The organism is Phyllobacterium sp. 21LDTY02-6, from assembly GCF_023554255.2.
Lineage (GTDB): Bacteria > Pseudomonadota > Alphaproteobacteria > Rhizobiales > Rhizobiaceae > Phyllobacterium.
On the sequence record NZ_JAMJWD020000003.1, the window covers coordinates 239,067 to 258,638 of the forward strand.

Annotated in this window: 19 protein-coding genes; 6 read left to right on the forward strand and 13 right to left on the reverse strand. The window is 64.8% G+C overall.

The genetic code is table 11. From position 1 onward, the window contains the following. From M8997_RS12610 to M8997_RS12665, 12 genes are all read right to left on the reverse strand, one after another. The gene (locus M8997_RS12610) at positions 1–867 is read right to left on the reverse strand and encodes a DUF3313 domain-containing protein (RefSeq protein WP_250017459.1); all 867 of its coding nucleotides are present in this window, start codon (positions 865–867) and stop codon (positions 1–3) included. A 162-nt stretch (positions 868–1,029) separates the two neighbouring features. Continuing rightward, complete coding sequence (locus tag M8997_RS12615; protein ID WP_250017457.1) at positions 1,030–2,364, reverse strand: cell wall metabolism sensor histidine kinase WalK; 1,335 nt, start codon at positions 2,362–2,364, stop codon at positions 1,030–1,032. Positions 2,365–2,369: 5 nt separating this feature from the next. Further along, positions 2,370–3,041 carry a response regulator transcription factor gene (locus tag M8997_RS12620; RefSeq protein WP_250017455.1) on the reverse strand — a complete coding sequence of 224 codons (672 nt, stop codon included), beginning with the start codon at positions 3,039–3,041 and terminating at the stop codon, positions 2,370–2,372. Positions 3,042–3,171: 130 nt separating this feature from the next. Then, complete coding sequence (locus M8997_RS12625; RefSeq protein WP_250017453.1) at positions 3,172–3,768, reverse strand: isoprenylcysteine carboxylmethyltransferase family protein; 597 nt, start codon at positions 3,766–3,768, stop codon at positions 3,172–3,174. Positions 3,769–3,932: 164 nt separating this feature from the next. Continuing rightward, positions 3,933–5,549 carry a rhodanese homology domain-containing protein gene (locus tag M8997_RS12630; RefSeq protein WP_250017451.1) on the reverse strand — a complete coding sequence of 539 codons (1,617 nt, stop codon included), beginning with the start codon at positions 5,547–5,549 and terminating at the stop codon, positions 3,933–3,935. A gap of 56 nt (positions 5,550–5,605) precedes the next feature. Beyond that, positions 5,606–6,844: an acyl-CoA dehydrogenase family protein gene (locus M8997_RS12635; protein WP_250017449.1), complete on the reverse strand. Its 1,239-nt coding sequence runs from the start codon at positions 6,842–6,844 to the stop codon at positions 5,606–5,608. A gap of 24 nt (positions 6,845–6,868) precedes the next feature. Next, on the reverse strand, positions 6,869–8,221 hold the full coding sequence (locus M8997_RS12640; protein WP_250017447.1) for an NtaA/DmoA family FMN-dependent monooxygenase: 1,353 nt from the start codon (positions 8,219–8,221) through the stop codon (positions 6,869–6,871). Between the two features lie 12 nt (positions 8,222–8,233). Further along, positions 8,234–9,244, reverse strand: coding sequence for an NrtA/SsuA/CpmA family ABC transporter substrate-binding protein (locus tag M8997_RS12645; protein ID WP_250017445.1), 1,011 nt, complete (start codon positions 9,242–9,244; stop codon positions 8,234–8,236). Next, positions 9,241–10,038 (reverse strand): ABC transporter ATP-binding protein, encoded by a 798-nt coding sequence (locus M8997_RS12650; RefSeq protein ID WP_250017443.1) that lies wholly within the window; start codon positions 10,036–10,038, stop codon positions 9,241–9,243. Before M8997_RS12650 ends, M8997_RS12645 begins: the two co-directional genes overlap by 4 nt. Further along, positions 10,038–10,874 (reverse strand): ABC transporter permease subunit, encoded by an 837-nt coding sequence (locus M8997_RS12655; RefSeq protein WP_371929569.1) that lies wholly within the window; start codon positions 10,872–10,874, stop codon positions 10,038–10,040. The genes M8997_RS12650 and M8997_RS12655 overlap by 1 nt, the downstream gene beginning before the upstream one ends. A gap of 47 nt (positions 10,875–10,921) precedes the next feature. Continuing rightward, positions 10,922–11,524, reverse strand: a complete 603-nt coding sequence (locus M8997_RS12660; RefSeq protein WP_371929570.1) for a flavin reductase family protein — start codon at positions 11,522–11,524, stop codon at positions 10,922–10,924. Positions 11,525–11,801: 277 nt separating this feature from the next. Next, complete coding sequence (locus tag M8997_RS12665; RefSeq protein WP_250017441.1) at positions 11,802–12,698, reverse strand: aldo/keto reductase family oxidoreductase; 897 nt, start codon at positions 12,696–12,698, stop codon at positions 11,802–11,804. Positions 12,699–12,792: 94 nt separating this feature from the next. On the opposite strand from M8997_RS12665, the gene M8997_RS12670 reads away from it, so the two are divergent. Beyond that, positions 12,793–13,704 (forward strand): LysR substrate-binding domain-containing protein, encoded by a 912-nt coding sequence (locus M8997_RS12670; RefSeq protein WP_250017439.1) that lies wholly within the window; start codon positions 12,793–12,795, stop codon positions 13,702–13,704. 94 nt (positions 13,705–13,798) lie between these two features. Continuing rightward, on the forward strand, positions 13,799–14,074 hold the full coding sequence (locus tag M8997_RS12675) for a hypothetical protein (RefSeq protein WP_250017436.1): 276 nt from the start codon (positions 13,799–13,801) through the stop codon (positions 14,072–14,074). A 42-nt stretch (positions 14,075–14,116) separates the two neighbouring features. On the opposite strand, the gene M8997_RS12680 is transcribed toward M8997_RS12675, so the two are convergent. Beyond that, positions 14,117–15,010, reverse strand: a complete 894-nt coding sequence (locus M8997_RS12680; RefSeq protein ID WP_250017434.1) for a LysR family transcriptional regulator — start codon at positions 15,008–15,010, stop codon at positions 14,117–14,119. Between the two features lie 124 nt (positions 15,011–15,134). On the opposite strand from M8997_RS12680, the gene M8997_RS12685 reads away from it, so the two are divergent. The 4 genes from M8997_RS12685 (at position 15,135) to M8997_RS12700 (ending at position 19,569) form a co-directional block, all read left to right on the forward strand. Then, complete coding sequence (locus tag M8997_RS12685; protein ID WP_250017432.1) at positions 15,135–16,322, forward strand: MFS transporter; 1,188 nt, start codon at positions 15,135–15,137, stop codon at positions 16,320–16,322. Positions 16,323–16,410: 88 nt separating this feature from the next. Then, positions 16,411–17,487: an alpha/beta hydrolase gene (locus M8997_RS12690; RefSeq protein ID WP_250017430.1), complete on the forward strand. Its 1,077-nt coding sequence runs from the start codon at positions 16,411–16,413 to the stop codon at positions 17,485–17,487. An 84-nt stretch (positions 17,488–17,571) separates the two neighbouring features. Continuing rightward, entirely contained in the window at positions 17,572–18,318 is a 747-nt protein-coding gene (locus tag M8997_RS12695; protein ID WP_250017428.1) for an SDR family oxidoreductase, read from the forward strand. Positions 18,319–18,378: 60 nt separating this feature from the next. Continuing rightward, positions 18,379–19,569 carry a carboxymuconolactone decarboxylase family protein gene (locus tag M8997_RS12700; RefSeq protein ID WP_250017425.1) on the forward strand — a complete coding sequence of 397 codons (1,191 nt, stop codon included), beginning with the start codon at positions 18,379–18,381 and terminating at the stop codon, positions 19,567–19,569. Positions 19,570–19,572 lie beyond the last annotated feature (3 nt).

Below are 19,572 nucleotides of genomic sequence, written 5' to 3' on the forward strand. Positions count from 1 at the left end.
TCAGTATGTTTTCGGCTTCTTCTCCGTCCATTGCGGCGGCAGGCCGTAATTGGAGGCGACGACACCGAGCAGTCCCGGCGCGCGGCCGTAGGATTCGCAGGCGGCATATTTCGGCTTGCCGCCGAGCCAGGATCGCACGCGTTGTCTTGACGGCAGCGCCATGGAGAACGCTTTCGGCTCCCTTCCGGCGATGAGCATCTTCGAATAGTCGGAGGCGAATTTGGTGGCGAGGCCATAGGCGTCGCCGACTTCCGAATAGCGCGGATTGTCCTGGATCGAATTCGCGCCCCGCGCCCATACCATCGCCGCGCGCTGGACGCCGACGCTGTCGACCGCTTCCGCCTCGACCGCCAGCCCGCCAAGGCCGAATGGCAGCCGCGGCACGCTGACGGGAATATTGCTCGGCATGGCAAAGCCGCTGCCGACGGTCACGGCGGCGGAAATTCCGGCCATGGCCTTGTTGGTGGGAACGACGTCGGTGATGACGGAACGGATGACGATATCCGCCGGCTGGCCGGGCTGGACCATCCGGTATTTGTCGCTGAGCGCGACGCAGAGCGCGCGATCCATGACATTGGTCACCAGGGCGCGGTCAGCCGCCGATCTGACATCGGATGCGGCGCCGGGCGCATAGGTGGTCGGCATGATGCTGGCGGTCTTCACCGCCGCAAGCGCCGGCCCGTCGACATAGATGCGCTTTTTGGCGATCTTCCCCTTGGGCGCGCCGAGATTGCTGTACGAGGTCAGCGTTCCGCCTTCCTTCAGCGGCACCGAGGCGCAGCCGGCGACCGCCAGGCTCAGGGACAAGGCCAGGCCCAGGGGCAAGGCCGGGCAGAGGGGGGGAAAAGCCGGGCGGAGCGAGCGCATGAGCGACCGATGGGCGGAACGTCGAAACAATGGAACCGGGAATGGAACCGGGACTGGAACTGGTGGGTTGTTGGGCACGTCTGTGGCCTCCGTCACGAATGATCGGGCGGACCTTGCGAGCCGAGAATTGCCGCAACATTACGGCTTGAAACATATGCGTATTCAGGGGATCCGAATTGCCACGCGCGTTCCGGCGGCACCGCTTTCGAGGATGATCCGCCCGCCATGGTGCGCCACGATCTGCTTGACGAGACTGAGCCCGAGGCCGGCGCCGATACTCTTCGGCGCAACCCGGTAGAAGGGCTCGAACACGAGTTCCCGATGCTCCGGCGCTATGCCCGGCCCCTCGTCGGCCACTTCGATCTCGCCGCCGCGCGAAACCGCAACCGTGATCGTCCCGGCATTGCCGCCATGCTCGATCGCATTGCGCACGAGATTGCCGATCGCGCGCGGCAGGGTTGTCGGGCTGCCCATGCGCTGCAATCGCTCGACCTCGCTCTGGAACGATATCTGGTAGCCGCCGGCGATGGCCAGGGGCGCAAGATCGGCGACGACCATCCGGGCGATCTCGACGAGATCGACCAGTTCATGCTGGTCCGTCCCCTGGTCGTTGCGCTCGAAATCGAGCAGTTGCTCGGCCGTCTCCGCCAGGCGGGCAACGTCCTTCAGCAGCGTCGTCCTGGCCGCTCCCTCCGCCATCCCGTCGATGCGCGTCTGCATGATGGCGATCGGCGTGCGCAGCTCATGGGCGGCATCGACGAGGAAGCGCCGGCGCTTCTCGAATTCGGCCTCGAGCCGATCCAGCGCACCGTTGAAGGCGACGACGAGCGGAGCGACCTCCCGGGGGATGCCCTCGACGGGAAGGCGCGCGCCATGGCGCTGCGGCTCGATCTCCGCTGCCTTGCGCGCGACATCGTCCACCCTTGCGAGCGACCGCCTGACGATCCTCGGCACGGTCAGGAAGATCGCCGGCAGCGAAAGGACGATCAGGGGAACATAGATCGGATAGCTGGCGATCAGGAAAGCGAGGACGGGCCAGCCCTGGTGGGCGAAGCCGCCAAACAATATCCGCACTTCGCCCGCCGCCGTATCGACGCGCTCGACCGAGGCGATCTCGTCGGTCGCCGTGGCGCCGCGAATATCCGCCGCCTGGAACACATGCGCCAGCGCCGCGAGCCCGGCATAGGGCGCGGGGATGACGCCATGGGAGACCGAGGCGCCGTCCCTGGTGGCGACGACATACCAGAGCCGGCTGTTGCGCCGCTTGAGGTCGCGCAGGGCCTGTGTGTCGGCGATGACGAAGCCGCCCTTGCCGTCGCGCTGCACCGCCTCGGCCATCACCGAACCGATCTCGCGTTCCACGGCGAAATTGGGCGACCTGATCGTCGTCGCCCAGAAACAGAGGCCGACGATCACCGCGGCGACGACGGCGGTGATCACCAGGCTGAGCCGCCAGCTCAGCTTCCACCAAAGCGACGGGTTCGCCATTGTTGCCATGCGCGTCACTCTTCCTTCAGGAGATAGCCGACACCGCGAATATTGTGGATCGCCACGCCGGCACTGGCGTCCTGTAGCCGCTTGCGCAGCCGGGAAATATGCGAGTCGAGCGCATTGGACTGGATCTCTTCCTCGTAATTATAGACCGCAGCCTCGAGCGTGGACCTGAGGACGGTCCTGCCCTTGCGCTTCGCCAGCGCCACGAGCACGAGCAGCTCGCGCCGCGGCAGGTCGAGCACGGCGGTATCCAGCATGACGTTCAGGTGCAGCGGATCGATCACCATGTGCCCCGCCGCGATGCTCGGCTCGGCGAGCTGTGCCGGCCGCCGCAGCACCGCCCGCACCCGCGCGATCAGTTCTTCGACGAGGAACGGCTTGCCGAGATAATCGTCGGCGCCGATGTTCAGGCCCTCTACCCGTTCGAGCGGCTCGTTGCGCGCCGTCAGGATGATGATGGCGGACTTGACACCAGCCCGCCTGAGCTTCGGAATGAATGTCAGCCCGTCGCCATCCGGCAGGCGGCGATCGAGCAGGATCGCGTCGTAATCATTCTGCAGCGTCAGTTCGAAAGCGTTGGTCAGCTGCATCGTATGGTCTGTGACGACGCCGTGCTTCTTCAGCGCGACCGAAAGCGCCGCCGCCAGTTCTTTCTCGTCTTCTATCAGCAGAAGTCTCATTGTGCCCGCCCGTCCGTTCGGTTCTTTTCCGTAATGAAGATTGCCGCAGCATTACGGAAAGGGCCGCTCCGCTCGGGACGCGCCGCAGGTTCCGGGTGATGCGTTCAATGTCGCGCCCAGCGAGCGCCTGCTAGTGGATCCAGAAGAGAACCGGGATCCAGCCCGCCTGCTGTCCTTGCTCGATCAGCTCGAAAAACGGTATCGAAAGCAGGAATACCAGGCCGTCGAGCAGCGTCCTGTTGAGAAGGTGCGGCCTGAACGTGACGTGGTCGTCATCCCTGAAAAGCCACGGCTTCGGGAAGAAGCGCGGCACGGAGGCCCGGTAGGACCGATACGAAGCGCCGAGCCTTGCAGTCAGATAGCGCTCTTCGCGCAGCGTCACGATGTAGAATGCGCAGGCGCACAGGACAGGCACGATCACCGTGACCGCCAGGGTGCCGGTCTGCGCGCCGACGCCGACGGATGCCAGCGTCGAGAAGAAATAAAGCGGGTTGCGCATGATCGAATAGGGCCCGGTGGTGACGACCTCCGCCGATTTGCGCCCGCCAATATAGAGCGTCGACCACAACCGCCCGCCAATCCCGGTCAACATGAGGGCAAGGCCCAGCATTTCGATGCGCTCATGCGTCGGCTCGTCATTGAGTGAACCTGTGAACACGAGAAAGAGACAGATCAGGGCGATGATGATGCCCAGAACGATCCGCCTCCATGCCTGATAGGAGGACATTGCACTTGCAGACTCGCGATCCATGTGAAGAGCCCCGGTTGAGAATCCGCACAAAATTCAACTGCAAGTAGGCCGATTTGCGGCGTGAAAACGCCAGCATGAAGGTCGTTCCGGAGGCCTGCAAACCGCGGGCCAGCCGGAGAACGACCGGACCACACCGAATATCAGATCACATGGAAGAAATGCGTGCCGTCGCGGTCCAGCTGGCCGACAAGGCCATATTCCCATTCGAGATAGTCTTCCATGGCCTTGCGCGGCGCATCGGTCCCTTCATAGGGTCGGCGATAGCGGTCGATGCGCGGCGACGCCAGCCGTTCCTCGCCGGATGACAGCGCGCGCCCGCTTGCGGCCCATGCCTCGGTGCCGCCGGCAAGCAGGAACGCTTCGGCGAAACCGAGCTCCTGCAGGTCCTGCACCACAAATCGCGCCAGCGCTCCCGTCGCGCAGGTGACGACATAGCGCTGCGCGGGCCCGATCGCCTGCAAGGCCTGTTGCAGCTGCGACCGCAGCGCCCACCACGCGCCGGGGATATGGCCCTTCACATGTCTCGCCGACGCCGTGACGTCGATGACCGCCGCCGTTCCGGCTGCCAGCCATTCCTCGAGCTTTTGCGGATCGACCTCCGGGACATCCGGCGCATGCGGGGCAAGCGCTGCGGTACTGGCGCTGTCCGCCTGCTGCTGGCCCGGTTCGGCGTCGATCACATAGGTCTCCCAGCCCATCTGTATGAGCCAGGACGCGGCCATGTCGGCGCGGGTTCCATCATCGTCGGCCAGCAGGATCGCGGCGCCGCGGACGGGAGCGACGTGGTCGGTCTCCTGCACCAGCTGCCCGCCGGGGACATTCTGGAACCCTGGCAGATGACCCTCGGCAAATTCTTCCGCCGTGCGCACGTCGATACGGTAGACCGTCCTGCCGGGCGCGATGAGCCTGCCTGCCTCGACCAGCGAGATATGGCGCACGCCGGCGCGCTCCGCCACGGCGCGCGCATTCTCGCGGGCAGCCTTGCGCGCGACGGTCGAGGTCTCGTCCGGGAAGCGGCGGGTGGCGCCATGTTCGAGCGAGAGCCCGGCGAGCGTCCAGCCGATGGTGCCGTTGCGCAAGCCGGCGACCGGGTTGGGAATGCCCGCATTGATGAGGGACTGGGTGCCGATGATCGAGCGCGTCCTGCCGGCGCAATTGACGATCACCGTCGTTCGCGGGTCCGGTGCGAGATCGCGCACCCGCAACACAAGCTCGCCGCCCGGCACGGAGGTTCCCGTCGGGATATTCATCGTGTTGAATTCGTCGAACCGCCTGGCATCGAGGATGACCGGCGGCGTATCGGATTCGATCAGCCTCTGCACCTCCTCGGCCGGCAGCAGCGGCGTATGGCGCAGGCCCTCGACGAGCTCGCCGAAAGCCTTGGACGGAACATTCACGTCGATGAAGGTCTCGTAACCCGCCTGCTGCCATGCGGCGAGCCCACCCTCCAGCAGGTGGACATTGCCATATCCCCACGCCCTGAGCTTCTGCGCCGCAATCGGCGCAAGGTCCCGCAAGCCGTCATGGCCATAGAGCACGATGAGGACGTCCGGGTTGGGTACCCGCCGCCGGACTTCCAGCTCCAGCTTGCTGAGCGGCAAATTCGCGGCCCAGAGCGGATGGGCTTCGGCGAACTGGGCTTCCTCGCGCAGGTCCGCGAACAATATTTCGCGCCGGGCCAGCAATTCGGCGCGCACCTCGGCCGGTGAGCGGGTCGGGAATGTGGAGTGGATATCGGCGGGCAATGGCTTGGTCATGTCGGTGCTTTCAGGATTTTCAGCGATGGGCAGGGTTTTCAGCGATGGGGTTTTGCTCAGAAATACGCGCCCGTGGGCGGCAACCGCCCGTCGAGCAGGTTCTGGCCGAGGAAGCGCTCCTTGTAGAGCCGGGGATTATGCGAGGCGATGACCTTGATGTTGCGCCAGTGCCGGTCGAGGCCGCGCCTGCTCGACACGGCCGAGCCGGAGCCAAGATCGATCAGCCAGCTTGCGACCTGCGGCGCGAGATCGTCGATCACCACTTTCGCTTCGCAGGCCGAGAGCGTGGCGGCCAGCACGGCATCATGTTCCGCCGGCGTGCCATGACTGTCCCAGGCCGCCTGCAGGGCCGCGATCGCCCGGTCGATGGTCGCCTCGATGGAGGCCGCATAGGCGCGGATGCGGCCGAGCTGCGATTGCAGCACCGGCTCGTCGAGCGGGTCCGGCGCCTCGCCATGGTAGAAGTTGCGCCCGCGCCGGCGCAGCACGTCGACGCCGTCGACGGCGATCCGCCTTGCGACGCCGGCGATGCAATTGGTCAGGTAGACCTGATGGAAGGTGAAGCGCCACGGCGCGGCGCCTTCATGCGGGGCGGGATCGGGCGGATAGACCCGGTCTGCCGCAATGGCGACGGAGCTGAAACCGGCGGTGCCCGAGCCGGTGAGCCTCTGGCCGAAGCCGTCCCAGTCGTCCTCGTCCGAGACGCCCTCGCCGCGCTCCAGAATATACTGGACGGTGCTGTTGCGGCGGTTCTCGATCGCGCTGCCGACAAAGGCATCATTATAGAGATTGCCCGTCGCATAGACCTTCCTGCCCGAGCCGCGATAGACCTGGTTCGCCTCGTCCCATTCGAGCCGCGACAGCACTTTCGACGGCAATGCGCCGGCGGCGGTGGCGTCGCTGTCGGTGAAGCTCAGCCCGATGGTCTTCTTCTGCCCGGCAAGCGACAATATCCCGGCATGGAACGGATGTTCGCGCCGGCGCAGGGCGGCCTCCACCTGCCAGAGATGATTGCGGAAGGCATGGGCGATGTTGGAATCCGCCGCGGCGATATCGCGCGCGACCTCGAACAGCTCCGACAGGGAAATCCCGGCACCGCCCTCTTCGGCCGGCAGGCGCAGGCAGCCGAAGCCGAGCCGCTTCAGTTCGGCGATTTCATCATGCGGATGCCGATGCTCGACCTCGCGTTCGACGGCGAGCCGGGCGATGCGCTCGATGGTGCCGGCAAGGCCGAGCGAGCGGGAACGGGGCGATACGAGCCGGGAGAATTCGCCGGCGCTGGCACTGTGCAACATGTCGTTCAATCCTGTGGGTGACGCTCAGCCGGCGGCCGCGAGGCTGTTCTGCGTCCGGGCATCGAACCGCGGCAGGCCGAGATTGTCGCGCAGGGTCCTGCCCTCATAGGCGGTGCGATAGCGGCCGAGTTTCTGCAGCACCGGGATGACCTCGTCGGCGATCAGGTCGAGACCGACCGGCTGGACGTCGATATTCAGATTGAACCCGTCGGCGCCCCCGGTGTCTATCCAGTGCAGCATGTCATGGGCGAAGCCTTCCGGCGTGCCGACATAGACGCGGTGTCCGCCGGTGATGTTGGAGAACAGCAATTCGCGGATGTTCCAGCCATATTGCCGCGCTTCCTTCAGCATTTCCGCCCGGTGCCAGCGCGACGCCAGCGGCACGAGCGACGCGTTGGCCTCGCTTTCGGCATAGGGTATCGGCGCATCGAGATCGGCCAGCGACGCCGCGTCGACGGCCAGATGCCGCGCAAGTTCCGCGCGCAGGGAGATCGAATCCAGCCGGTCGTCGAGGCTGCGCTTGTGGCGCTTCGCCTCTTCTTCGCTCGAAGCGAGGATCGGAAACAGGCCGGGCATCACCAGCAGATGATCCGGGTTGCGGCCGAAGCTCTTCGCCAGCGTCTTCACCTCCGAATAGAACGACCGCGCGCTTTCGATGAGCCGCTGTCCCGTAAACAGCGCATCCGCATGGCGCGCACCGAATGCACGGCTGTCGGAGGACTGGCCGGCCTGGAAGATCACCGGCCTGCCTTGCGGCGTCTCCGGCACGGAGGAGGTGCCGCGGGCATTGAAATGCGTGCCGGCGAAATCCAGCGGCCGCAGGCGGGCCGGATTGAGATAGACGCTGGTATCGGCATCGGCCTCGACCGCATCGTCGGGCAGGCTGTCCCAGAAGGCGGTGACGATCTGCACGAATTCCTCGGCGCGCCTGTAGCGCTCCGCCTGGTCCCAGCCCTTGCCGACACCATAGGCATCGAGCGCGGGCGGGTTCTGCGAGGTGATGATGTTCCACGCGGCGCGGCCGCCGCTGATATGGTCGATCGAGGCGATCTGCCGGGCGATCGTATAGGGATGGCCGAAAAGCGTCGTCGTGGTGCAGACGAGGCCGACATGTTCCGTATGCGCCGCGAGATTGGCGACGAGCACGGCGGGATCGAGCGCGCGCCACGGGCGGGTGTGGGATTCGGTGACGAGGCCGCCGGGATTGTCGGCGAGGAATATCGCATCGATCAGCCCGCGCTCCGCCGCTTTCGCGATGGCGACGAAATGGCCGATGTCCGTTGCGAGATGGCGCTTGTCCTCGAAGGTCTTCCAGGCGGCATCGTGACGCCCGGAGGCGAGGACGTTGACGCCGAGACGGATATGGTTTCGTGACATCGGAATACCTCCCTAGACCTGCACGCTGTGATCGGCGACCTTGAGATGCGACTTGATGATCTTGCGGTCGGCCAGCCAATCGGCGGCGCGCTGGAACTCCTGCACGAACTCCGTGTCCTTCGGCTCGTAGAACTGGTTCACGCGCTTCAGGCTGGCGAGATAGTCGCGGACCTCATCCGCATATTTGCCCTCGCCCTGGGCGATGCGCTCGGCTTCCGCCGGATTGCCGGACTGCCATTCGCCTTCCTTGTAGTAGGCGTCGAGCACGGCGCGCACCAGTTCCGAATTCTCTTCCGAGAATTGCCGCGTCGAGACGAGGGAGCTGTAATCGACGAGGAATTTGATGTCCCGGCCCTCGTTGAAGACATCCTTGGCATCATTCTCGAAGCGGGAAATATCGACCCCCGGCGACCACATGGACCAGGCATCGACCTTGCCCTGCGCGAAGGCCGGCGCCGCATCCGGCGGGTTGAGATAGACGAACTCGACCTTGCTGCGGTCGATGCCGTTCTGTTCCAGCGCGGCGACGACGAGGAACTCTCCGAGCCCCGCCTTGTTGACGGCCACGCGCTTGCCGACGAGATCGGCGACGCTGTTGATGCCGCTCGTCTTCTTGGCGATCACCGCCGTCGAGCGCGGCGAATAGATGTTGAAGCCGTTGAAGACCAGTTCCGAGCCGGCCAGCATCGCGGCAAGGGCGGGCGTGGTCGATCCCCAGAAGCCGAAATCCGCGCTGCCGCCGACCACCGCCTGGAGCGAGGGCGCATGGTTCGGAAACGGGCCGACCCACTCGACCTTGATGCCCTTGTCGGCGAGTTCCTTTTCGAGGACGCCGCGCTGCCTGGCGATGAGCGGGATGCCGCCCCGGCCCCAGCCGAGCCGCACCACGTCGGTATTGCGCGTGAGCTTCTTCGGTTCCTGCGCGAAGGAAGGCGCAACGCCGGCTGCGGCCGCGGCTGCGCCTGCCAGGAGCATGCCGCCGCTCTGCAGGAGCTGGCGCCGTCGCTGATCGACAGTCGTCATTTGTCGGTCCTTGATTTCAATTTGTCTGGTTTGGAAGACGCGCCCGGGGCAGAAGCCCGGGAGGCGATCACGCCGAGCTCGCTCAGCAGCAATGATCTGAGCTTCACCGGATCATGATCGATGGGGCGGTGAGATGCGGAAATCTGGCCGTCGCGCATGACGAGGATGCGGTCGGCGAGGCCGATCGCCTCTTCGACATCATGCGTCACGATCAGCACGCCGGGGCGGTGGCGCGAGACGAGTTCGCGCACCAGCGCGTGCATCTTGATCCGCGTCAGCGCATCCAGCGCGGCGAAGGGCTCGTCCAGCAGCAGCAGTTTCGGATCGCGCACGAGCGCCCTTGCCAGCGCCACGCGCTGCGCCTGTCCGCCGGAAAGGTTGCGCGGCCAATCCTCCTCGCGGCCGGCAAGGCCGACTTCCGCCAGCGCACGAACCGCGCCGGCCCGTCCGATCGTCTTTTCATGGCCGAGCGCCACATTCGCCCAGAGCGATGCCCAGGGAAGCAGGCGGTGCTCCTGGAACACGACGCCGGGAGCGCCGGGCGCCTCGATGGTTCCGGCATCGGGCTTGTCGAGGCCCGCAAGTGCGCGCAGGAGCGTGGTCTTGCCGCAGCCGCTTTCGCCGAGCAGCGCGACGAACTCGCCTTCGCGGATGTCAAGGTCGACGGATTTGATGACCAGGCGCTCACCATAGCGCCGTTGCAATCCGCTGACCGATACGGCCAGGGGCGAACCTGCGAACAGGTCGTCGGGCAAATGGTCGTGCAGACCGGTCTGGATTGCAGCTAGGTTCATCACCGCGCTCCTTTCGCGAAATTGGGATGCCAGCCGAGCAATCTCGTCTCGAGCAGCCGGGCGAGTGAATCCGCGCCGACGCCGATGGTGGCGTAGATGATGATCGACAGGAGGATGACGTCGGTCTGCAGGAATTCACGCGCATCCATGGCGAGGAACCCGATGCCCCGCGTCGTCGCCAGCGTCTCGGCCACCACGAGCGCCAGCCAGGCATGCGCCAGGGCATAGCGAACGCCGGTCAGCACCGACGGCATGGCGCCGGGAATGATGATCCGTCTGACGACGGCGAACCACGGCATGCCCGTGATCTTGGCGAGTTCCAGCAGCTTGGGGTCGATCTGGCGGATGCCCAGTACGGTGTTGATATAGACGGGAAAGAGCACGGCGAGCGACACGAGGAAGATCTTGCCGCTCTCGTCGACGCCGAACCAGACGATCACCAGCGGCAGCAGCGCCAGGAACGGAATGGCGCGGATCATCTGGATCGAGCGGTCCAGCAGCGCATGGGCGAGCGGCGAGAAACCCACCGCGAGGGCCAGCGCGAAACCGATCGTTCCGCCGAGCACGAAGCCGCCCGCGGCCCGCAGCAGGGAAGCGCCGAGATGCACGAACAATTCGCCCGTCCGCGCCAGTTCCCATGCCGTCTCGGCGACGCGGCTCGGTGCCGGCATGACCTGCGGCGCGATCCAGCCCAGCCGCGACGCGGTTTCCCAGACGCACAGGATGACCACCGGCATCAGCCACGAAAGCCACGGGTAGAGCGCCTTGTTCTGGAAGCCGGCCCTTGCGGGTTTCGGTGCAGCAATTTCTTGGTAGGGAGAAGCGATGTCAGCCATGGTTCCATTGCCGTTCGAGGAGGAGGCGCGCGATCTCGACCATCGCCCTAGACGATCACCGGCTCGTTGCGCCCATAGGCGCCATAGCGTCCCTGGCTATAGACCAGCGCCGGGCCGCTCTCGCCCAGCCGGATGGCGCGGACCGCCCCGAAGATGAACGCATGGCTGTGGCGCTCGACCACATGTTCGACCTCGCAATCGATGGCAGCGAGGGCGCCATCGAGAGCCAGCGCCCCGGTTTCGAGCGGCAGCCAGCGGGCGCCTTCGTAGCGGGCAGGCCCCTTGAGGCCGCCGCGCCCGGCAAAGCGATCGGCGATGGCCGAATGATCGGCGCCGAGCAGATTGACGCAGAAATGCCGGTGCGCCCTGATCGCAGTCCAGGTCGACGAGCTGAGATTGATGCTGACGAGCATTGTTTCCGGCTCGACCGAAAGCGAATGCGCCGACGTGACCGTGGCGCCGGTACGCGCCTCGCCGATGCCCGCCGTGACGACGCAGACGCCGCCGACGAGATGGCGCATCGCCTGCTTCAATCCCGGCGCCGCATTGGCGGGTTCGTGCCGGACTCCAGCCACCGGCGTGCCCGCCGTGGATACATGGGGGGATGAATGGAGAGATGATTTCGGCGATGAATAAAGCGTCTGTGACATTCGGGCAGGTCCTCGTCAGTCAATGGGTGAGCGCGATCGCGGCCGGGCTGATAGGCAGCCCGAACCGTCGCGTGCGGCAGGATCATTGGTGGGATCGATCATCGACTCCCCGGGGTTTCATCGGTCTTGGCGATGATCCTATGGGGCGGAAGCGGGGCTTGGGGAGCAAATATCTACTAAATTAGTAGAGTAAAGGTAGAAATATATCCTGACCACACCCAGAGATGGCAGATGGGCGGGGCGAGGTTGCCTCGCCGCTCTATTGCGGCGAAGCGCTTCAGGCAGCGTGGTTCGGCCCGCTACCATCATTTCCATTGCCGATGCCGTCCAGTTCCGCCAGCACGTCGTCCGGCAGGGCGAGTCGGGCCGAAGCCAGGTTTTCCCGCAGATGGGCGATGGAAGACGTGCCCGGGATCAACAGGATATTCGGCGCCCGGTGCAACAGCCATGCAAGCGCAACCTGCATCGGCGTAGCGCCCAGACGCTCGGCAACGCTCGACAGAATGGACGATTGCAGCGGGTTCAGGCCGCCAAGCGGGAAGAACGGCACATAGGCGATGCCATCGCGCCCGAGCGCTTCAATCAGCGGATCATCGGCACGCCGGGCGATATTGTAAAGGTTCTGCACGCAGACGATCCGTGTGATCCGGCTTGCCTCGGCGACCTGCGTCGCGGTGACGTTGCTCAGGCCGATATGGCGAATCAACCCGCGTTGCTGAAGCTCGGCCAGCGCGGTCAATGGCGCTTCGATCGACCCTTCCATCGGGGCAAATGCGTCGAACATGATGCGCAGATTGACCACGTCCAGCACGTCGAGCTTGAGGTTGCGCAAATTGTCGTGCACGGCCTGCGTCAGTTCCCCGGCCGAAAACGCCGGTAGCCATGCCGCATCCTCTCCGCGCCGGGCCCCAACCTTGGTGACGATGACAAGGTCGTCCGGATAGGGCGCGAGCGCTTCGCGGATCAGCCGGTTTGTCACATGCGGCCCGTAGAAATCGCTGGTGTCGATGTGATCGACCCCCTGTGCAATGGCCTCGCGCAAGACGGCCAGGGCAGCGCCGTGATCCTTCGGCGGTCCGAAGACGCCGGGCCCCGCCAGCTGCATGGCGCCATAGCCGAGCCGCTTCACCCTATGCTCGCCAAGGGCGAATGTTTCGCTGTCGATGGTGTTCATGATCGCATCCTTTCTCTAACGAGGCAAAGATGGGCATTGTCCCGGCGTGCAATAAGTCGCTACAATCGGTACAGGCTGTACGGAGAAGCGAACAGTGGCGATCGATCTTGGTGACCTGAATTCATTCCTGACGGTGGCGCGCGCCAAGGGATTTCGCGACGGCGCGCGCATGAGCGGCGCCAGCGCCTCCGGCCTCAGCGAAGCCGTCCGCCGGCTGGAAGAACAGCTCGGCGTGAGGCTGTTGAACCGGACGACGCGCAGCGTGGTGCCCACCGAAGCCGGCCGCAGCCTGCTGGAACGACTGGGCCCGGCCCTGACCGAGGTGGAAGCGGCGCTCGACGTGGTGAACGGCTACCGCGACCAGGCGGCCGGATCGTTGCGGATCAACGTACCCGTCAGCGCCATCCGCCTGGTGCTGCCGCGCATCGTGCCGCCCTTCCTCGCCGCCTATCCGGGCATCCGGCTTGAAATTGTCGCCGAGGAGAGTTTCGTCGATATCCTTGCCGCTGGCTGCGATGCCGGTATCCGCTACGAGGAACGGCTGGAGCAGGACATGATTGCCGTGCCGATCGGCCCGCGCGTCCAGCGCTTCGCCACCGCAGCTTCCACCGCCTATCTCGACCGCCACGGCCGGCCCGAGCACCCGCGCGACCTGCTGGGCCATGCCTGCCTGAATGGCCGCTTTCCAAGCGGCGCCTTGATGACGCCATGGGAGTTCGAGCGTGGCGGCGAAGTGGTGCGCATCGATCCGACGGGGCCGCTGATCGTCGGCCTCGGCGGCGGCGTGGACCTCGCCGTCGACGCTGCGATTGCCGGCACCGGCATCGTCGCACTGTTCGAGGACTGGTTGCGCCCCCATTTCGCCAGCGGCGTGCTGGAACCCGTCCTCGAACCCTGGTGGCAGGCGTTTTCGGGACCATTTCTCTATTATCCGGGGCGGCGTCTCGTGCCTGCCCCGCTGCGCGCGTTCATCGATTTCGTCAAGGCATCGGCCGGCCGGATTTGACCTTCGGCGCTCATTGGCCGATTATTGCGGACCGGCAGCAGAGCAGATGCTGGCGGATGATCGAAAGACGGCATAGCAAGCGAAGGAAAGACGAATGGGCAATTATTCGAAGTTGATCGGATCGATCGTCGGCGGCGTCATCGGCTGGCTCGGTTCGAAATATGCACTACCGCAAAGCCTGACATCGCCCGAGATCCAGACCGCCGCCACGATCATTCTGAGCGCGCTCGCAACCTATCTGTTTCCCGCAAACGCAACAAGTGCGCCGCCGCAAGGCGAACAGCCGGCCAACCCCGCGCCCTCGCAACCAGCCAACCCAGCCCCCTCGCAGCCGGCAAATCCCACCCCTCCGCAATCCGCAAAGCAATAGACCGTATCGGCTCTGGCCGGCGTCGGAACCAGCCTGGCCGGTTCAGCCTCGGTGCCGGAGTGCGTTGACGATCACGGTCATCGCCGGGGACATCTGGCGCCTGCTTGGGTAGTACAGATGATAGCCGGTAAAGGGCTGGCTCCAGTCGTCCAGCACGGCCTGCAGCCTCCCCGCGGCAATGTCTTCTTCGACGAGGTCTTCCGGAATATAGGCGATCCCATAACCCTTCAGCGCCGCATCGATCTGGGCGATCGAGGAATTGAAGCTGAGCTGCCCGTCGACCCTGACCCGCAGCTCCCTTCCGTCCTTTTCGAATTCCCATGAGTAGAACCCGCCCCACGTCGCCTGGCGCGTATTGATGCACACATGCCGAACCAGATCCTGCGGCGTAAGCGGGATGCCCTGCCGGGCGAAATATTCCGGCGAAGCCACCGCCCGGAGCCGCCAGTCCGGGCCGATGCGCACGGCGATCATGTCCTTGTCGACGCTCTCCCCAAGCCGCACGCCCGCATCGAAGCGTTCCTCCACGATATTGCGCATGCCGTTATCGCTGTAGAGTTCCACCCTTATATCCGGATAGTCCGCCAAAACGCGGCTCAGCTTCGGCCACACCGTCATCTGCTGGGCATGGTCCGACAATGTCAGTCGAATGGTGCCGGACGGCTTCTCGCGAAAGGCGACCAGGGCTGCCAGATCCGCCTCGATCTCCTGAAATCGTGGAGCCAGGGACTGGAACAGCCGCTCGCCCGCTTCTGTCGTCGCCACGTTTCGCGTCGTCCTTGTAAGCAGCCGCACGCCGAGGCGGGTCTCCAGCTGCTTGATCGTATGGCTGAGCGTCGGCTGCGACGTTCCAAGCGCTGCCGCAGCCTTGGTGAAGCTTTGCTCCCTCGCCACCTCCAGGAACCAGAGCAGGTCCCTCATATCCTCGCGCTGCATCGCCTATACCCTGACTTATATTGAAAATAGATAAGTTCATGTGGATTAGCACGGATAGTCCACAAAGTCTCGCAACATTACCTTGTGCCCATCAGCAAGCAATTGCCAATCAGGATCGAGGCACATGACACTGACCTATGACGAGACCATTCGCGACCGACGCTCGGCGTGGGGCGCTGTCTCCTCCATGACATTATGCGTATTCGTGCTCATCGCGTCGGAATTCATGCCCGTGAGCCTGCTGACGCCGATTGCCGCGGATCTCGGCGTATCCGAGGGAAACACCGGGCAGGCAATCTCCATCTCGGGCGTTTTCGCCGTATTGACCAGCCTGTGCATTGCCGCGCTCGCCCGCCGCCTCGACCGGCGCGTGGTCGTGCTGGCCTTGACGCTACTCCTGATACTCTCGGGCATCGCCGTCACCTTCGCGCCTTCCTATCCCGTATTGATGCTGGGCCGGGCATTGCTCGGAATTTCCATCGGCGGCTTCTGGTCGATGTCGACGTCGATCGTGATGCGCCTCGTACCGCAAGACCAGGTGCCGAAGGCGCTTGCCCTGCTCAATGCCGGCAATGCGATCGCGGCGACCGTCTCCGCACCTTTGGGCAGCCTGCTTGGTTTCTATATCGGCTGGCGTGGCGCCTTCTTCCTCATCGTCCCTGTCGGGCTGCTCGCGCTCCTCTGGCAGTGGATCAGCCTGCCGACGCTTCCGCCGCGCCGCGACCCGGCAAGCTCGAACGTCTTCCGGTTGCTGGGGCGTCCTCCGGTCGCCATCGGCATGGTGGCCATCCTCATGCTGTTCATGGGCCAGTTCGCGCTCTTCACCTATCTGCGGCCGTTCCTGGAGCAGGTGACGCGACTCGGCATCGAAACGCTGTCGCTCGTCCTTCTGCTGATGGGACTGGCGGGAGCAGCCGGAACCTGGGCCGTTGGCCGGCTGCTCAACCATCGCCTGTTCAGCATCTTGATAGCCATCCCCTTCCTCATGGCCTTTATCGCCCTGGCGATGATCGCATTCGGCGACATGCCGGTCCCGGTGTTCATGTCCCTGATCGGCTGGGGCTTCCTCGGAACCGCGGCGCCCGTGGGCTGGGGCACCTGGCTGAGCCGCGTTCTTGCCGACGATGCCGAAGCCGGGGGCGGCCTGCAGGTCGCCGTGATCCAGCTCGCCATCACGGCCGGAGCGTCTCTCGGCGGGCTTCTCTTCGACGCTGCGGGTTGGCAATCGACCTTCGTGCTCAGCGCCGCACTTCTGGGCGGTTCCTCGCTCGCCTCCTTCGCCGCATGGCGTGCGATCCGGAGCGGAAGATGAGCAGGACCGAAATTTTCCCGCCCGCGATGGTCCGGCATCAGCCGAGCATCCGATACATCACAACTTCAATGGGTAAGGAGACCCTGCCATGAGCAAGCACATCGATAGTGACAATACCTGCAATACCAGCAGGCGCAGCCTGATAAAGGGAGCGGGCCTCGCCGTCGCGGCCAGCATGGTCCCCGCCGCGACCGCAACACGAGCGCTGGCGCAGGCCCCGGAATGGGACAAGGTTTTTGCGAAGAGCGACAATGTCGATCACCAGAAGGTGTCGTTCAAAAACCGCTACGGCATCACACTGGTGGGCGACTTCTATCAGCCGAGAAACGGCGGCAACGCAGCGCTGCCCGCTATTGTCGTCAGCGGGCCCTTCGGCGCGGTGAAGGAGCAATCGTCGGGCCTCTATGCTCAGACCATGGCGGAGCGCGGTTTCGCAACTCTTGCCTTCGACCCCTCCTATACCGGCGAAAGTGGCGGCGAGCCGCGCAACATTGCGTCTCCGGACATCAATACCGAGGATTTCAGTGCCGCAGTGGATTTCATCGGCCTGCGGCCGGAAATCGACCGCGAGCGCATCGGCGTGATCGGCATCTGCGGCTGGGGCGGCATGGCATTGAATGCCGTCGCCGTGGACAAGCGCGTCAAGGCGGTCGTTGCAAGCACCATGTACGACATGACCCGCGCCATGTCGAAAGGCTACAATGACAGCGTCACTCCGGAGGCGCGCGCCAGAACGCTCGAACAGTTGAGCCTCCAGCGCTGGGCGGATGCGGAGAAAGGAACGCCGGCATATCAGCCGCCATATAACGAACTCAAGGGCGGCGAAGCGCAGTTCCTCGTCGACTATCACGATTATTACATGACGCCGCGTGGCTATCATCCCCGCGCGGTCAATTCCGGCAATGCCTGGTCGCAGACGACGCCGCTGTCGTTCATGAACATGCCGATCCTGACCTATATCGCCGAGATTTCCCCGCGCCCGCTCCTGCTCATCCACGGTGAGAACGCCCATTCGCGATATTTCAGCGAAACAGCCTTCGCGGCGGCAGCGGAGCCCAAGGAACTGATGATCATCCCGAACGCCAACCACACCGACCTCTACGACCGCATGGACAAAATCCCCTTCGACCGGATCGCGGCGTTCTTCGGCCAGCACCTGGCCTAGGCGAAGCCACTCATCGCGGCGGCGACCGGCGCAGGGTGCGCAGTCGTCGTCCCTTGCTCGACCCTCTTAACCAGGAGACATGAAATGACCGACAATATTGCTGGCAAGACGATCGTCATCACCGGCGCATCAAGCGGGATGGGCGCCGCTGCCGCGCGCCATCTCGCCGCCAGGGGCGCGAAAATCGTCCTCGGCGCGCGCCGGGCCGACCGTATCGATGCGCTTGCCGCCGAGATCGACGCCGCCGGCGGCAAGGCCATTGCCGTCGCTACCGATGTCACGAGGCAGGCGGACCTGCGGAAGCTGGTGGACACCGCAGTCGCGACCTATGGACGTGTCGACGTGCTCATCAACAATGCCGGCGTCATGCCGCTCTCGCCGATGGATCGGCTGAAGGTCGACGAATGGGACCAGATGATCGACGTCAATATCAAGGGCGTCCTCTACGGCATCGCTGCCGCGCTTCCGCACATGAAGGAGCAGAAATCCGGCCACGTCATCAATCTCGCCTCCGTGGCGGGCCACAAGCTTTTTGGCGGCTCGGCCGTCTATTCCGCCACCAAATTTGCCGTGCGGGCGCTGTCTGAGGGGCTTCGGCAGGAGATGGCTGCCTACAATATCCGCACCACGATCATCTCTCCCGGCGCCGTCAAGACGGAACTGCTCGATCACATCAGCGAAAAGGACGTGCAGCAGGCGAACCAGGACTATGTGGGCCAGGTCGGCGTGCCGGCCGGGACATTCGCCCGAATGGTGGCCTTTGCGATCAGCGAGCCCGAAGATGTCGCAATCAACGAGATCCTGTTCCGGCCGACCGCCCAGGAACTTTGACGCGAGCAAAGACGGCCATCCTGATACAGCCATCCTGATACAGATAGGGGAAACCCACAGATGAAGAAAATCGCCGCAAGCATTGCCATATCGGCGCTCGCCGCCACGGGTGTCGACGCACAGGAAGACCGCAGGCGGGTTGCCCCGGCGGCGGTCTACGACGTCGCGCCCGGCCTCGGGCATTTCACCGACGATGTCCTGTTCGGCGAAGTCTGGGAGCGCCGGGAATTGGCTCCGCGCGACCGCAGCCTCGTCACCCTTTCGGCACTCATATCGACAGGCAAAACTGCGCAGATCGGCTCGCATGTCGGCCGCGGGCTGGACAATGGCGTCAAGCCGGAGGAGATCGGCGAACTGATCACCCAGCTCGCGTTCTATTCGGGCTGGCCGAATGCGATCTCGGCCGTGACCGAGACCAAGAAGCTGTTCGACGAACGCGGTATCGCACCCGTCGGCGACAGCAAGGCCGCTCGCATCGAACTGGAGGCCGCAGCCGAGGCTGCCCGCCGGACAGCGGTCGACAATGCGGTTGCCCCGACGGCCGCGGCGCTTGCGGAACTCACCAATCGCGTCCTGTTCGGCGATCTGTGGCAGCGTCCCGACCTTGCCGCGCGCGACCGCAGCCTGGTGACGATGTCGGCGCTGATAGCCATCGGACAGCCGGAGCAATTGCCGTTCCACGCCAACCGCGCCATGGACAATGGCCTGTTGCAGACGGAAGCTTCCGAAGTCCTGGCCCATGTTGCGTTCTACGCAGGCTGGCCGCGAGCCATGTCCGCCGTGCCGGTGCTCAAGCAGGTCTTCGAAAGCAGGAAAGGCACCGCCGTGAACGCAGCCGAGGCAGACCTCAGGATCACGCCGGCGGGAAGCGGCGCTGCGTCGGCACCGGAGCAGTATTTCACCGGGAAGGTCGAGATTTCCGGCCTCCACCAGGCTGACGCGCCTGCGCGTGTCGGCGGGGCAACCGTATCCTTCACGGCGGGCGCACGCACGGCCTGGCACACGCACCCGCTCGGGCAGACCCTGTTCATCGTCAGCGGAAACGGCTGGGTGCAGAAGGAAGGCGAACAGGTCCAGCAGGTCGGTCCCGGAGACGTGGTCTGGATTCCGCCGAACGTCAGGCACTGGCATGGCGCAACCCGCGCCGGGGCGATGACCCATTTCGCCGTGGCCGAGGCCAGGGACGGAACCTCCGTTACCTGGATGGAGAAGGTTTCGGACGAGGATTATGGTCGAGCCGCCGGGCTTTGATCG